Here is a 2,138-nt window from a genome sequence, read left to right on the forward strand (position 1 = left end):
GGGGGTGTAACAATGAACGTTCAAAACAAAGTCATGACCCTGGAAGAAGCCATTAGTAAGTTTGTTCGTGATGGCGACTGCATCGCATTCGGCGGTTTCGTGACCAATAAGAAACCGTACGCGGCGGTGCGAGAGATTATCAGACAGGGTAAAAAAGACTTATATATTGAAACTGGAGCCGCGGCCGGAGATGTTGACATGCTGATTGGAGCTGGCTGTGTTAAGGTGTTGTTCAACAGCTATGTGGCCAACTCTGGTTTTTCTCAGGTTTGCCGGCGATTTCGGAAGTACGTTCAAGAAGGAAAAATCCTGTGGGAAGACTACTCATTAGACGTTCAGACAATACTTTACCATGCTGCTGCGCTAGGTTTACCCTTTGTAGCGGTTAAGAACATGTTGGGCTCAGATATGGTGAATAAGTGGGGAATTCCCGAAGAAGTTTGGCGAAACGATCCAAAATTACCGTCCCGAAAATTGATTGTAGACAGGAATCCTTTTAATCCTGAAGAAGAGTTTTGTTTTATTCCTACTCCGAAAATTGATGTGGCAATTATCCATGTACAAAAAGCAGCGCCTGACGGAACTGCTCGGATCGAGGGACCTGTCTTTAATGATATTGAGTTGGCGATGGCAGCAACTAATTGTGTTATTACTTGCGAGGAATTAGTCCATCCTGAGGAACTGCGCCACGAACCTTGGTTGAACCAAATTCCCAATGTTGTTCCTGATGCAGTTGTACATGTTCCCTATGGGGCTCACCCGTCCCAATGCGCTAACTACTACGATTATGATGCACTCTTTTTCCGCATGTATGATAGGATAAGCGGCGACGACGAACTGTTCAAACAGTTTCTTGATGAGTGGGTGTACGGCCCCAAAGATCATTTCGAATACCTGGATAAACTTGGCGCTTCCCGCCTAATCAACCTGCGGGTAAGACCGGGGTACGGATATGTCCCCGGACTAAAGAGGAGGTGAACACAATGGCCGAATGGACGACTAAACAAATGATGGCTGTGGCCGTAGCTCGCCAGATCAAGGACGGTCAGGTTTGTATTGTTGGCACGGGGTTACCGTTAATTGGCACAGCGCTGGCTAAGAATACAACTGCCCCCAATGCGGTTTTGATTTTTGAGACGGGCATGATCGATGGCGGTCCACAAGAAGTGCCGACCAGTGTGTCTGACCTGAGGATTTCTTACCGTGCCTCCGCGTTGTGGCCACAGTACCGATATTTCGGTTTTCAAACTAATTCTCTTAAAAAGAATAAAGTCGATATTGGTTTCCTGGGTGGAGCCCAAATCGATCCCTACGGGAACTTGAACTCGACGGCCATCGGTGATTATTACCACGCGGCGGTCAGGTTCACCGGCAGTGGTGGCGCCAACGGCATCGCGACTTACTGTGACACCATCATCATAATGCAGCACCAGAAACGTCGCTTCTGTGAAAAAGTTGATTATATCACCAGTCCGGGCTGGATCGATGGTCCTGATGGACGGGCAAAACTGGGTCTACCTAATAAAGGGCCGCAGGTAGTGATTACCGAGTTAGGGATTATGCGATTTGATGAAAAGACCAAGCGGATGTATCTAGCAGAGTATTTTCCGGGGGTTACCCCACAACAAATTCAGGATAACACTGGTTTCGAACTGGATATATCCCGGGCCGTTGAATCTGAACCACCTGATGCAGAGGTACTACATATTCTTACAACAAAGATTGACCCCCAACGGTTGATGGTTTAGTAAGACAGTGGCTTAAAATTAACAAAAATTTAGTTAGGAGTTAAGGAGATTTTCGAAGGAGGAGAGGATAGCAATGACAGAAATTACAGCTCCGATGGTAGGAAAAATCGTCGACATCATGATTAAAGTTGGAGAGACAGTAAAAGAAGACGACGAAGTAATCATCCTGGAATCGATGAAAATGGAGAACCCGATCTATGCTCCTGCCAGTGGCACCGTAAAAGAAATAAAGTGCAGGGTAGGAGATGTAGTCAACCAGGGAGATATTTTGGCGGTAATCGAGTAACTGACATTTTTCTTAAATGAAATCTTCTTCCCTCGGTAGGAAGAAAAATTTTTGGGGGAAAATATCAGAAAAATTATACAAGTGATAATATTGCATAATATTGC

At 45.7% G+C, this 2,138-nt stretch carries 3 protein-coding genes; all 3 read left to right on the forward strand.

Translation table 11 applies throughout. The features are described from left to right. Positions 1-12 precede the first annotated feature (12 nt). Positions 13-978: a CoA transferase subunit A gene (locus tag HPY81_11575; GenBank protein ID NPV28038.1), complete on the forward strand. Its 966-nt coding sequence runs from the start codon at positions 13-15 to the stop codon at positions 976-978. 5 nt (positions 979-983) lie between these two features. Further along, the gene (locus HPY81_11580) at positions 984-1,748 is read left to right on the forward strand and encodes a CoA-transferase subunit beta (protein NPV28039.1); all 765 of its coding nucleotides are present in this window, start codon (positions 984-986) and stop codon (positions 1,746-1,748) included. Between the two features lie 73 nt (positions 1,749-1,821). After that, positions 1,822-2,034 (forward strand): biotin/lipoyl-binding carrier protein, encoded by a 213-nt coding sequence (locus tag HPY81_11585; GenBank protein ID NPV28040.1) that lies wholly within the window; start codon positions 1,822-1,824, stop codon positions 2,032-2,034. Positions 2,035-2,138 lie beyond the last annotated feature (104 nt).

Source organism: Bacillota bacterium (genome assembly GCA_013178045.1).
In the GTDB taxonomy this organism is placed as follows: domain Bacteria; phylum Bacillota; class Ch66; order Ch66; family Ch66; genus Ch66.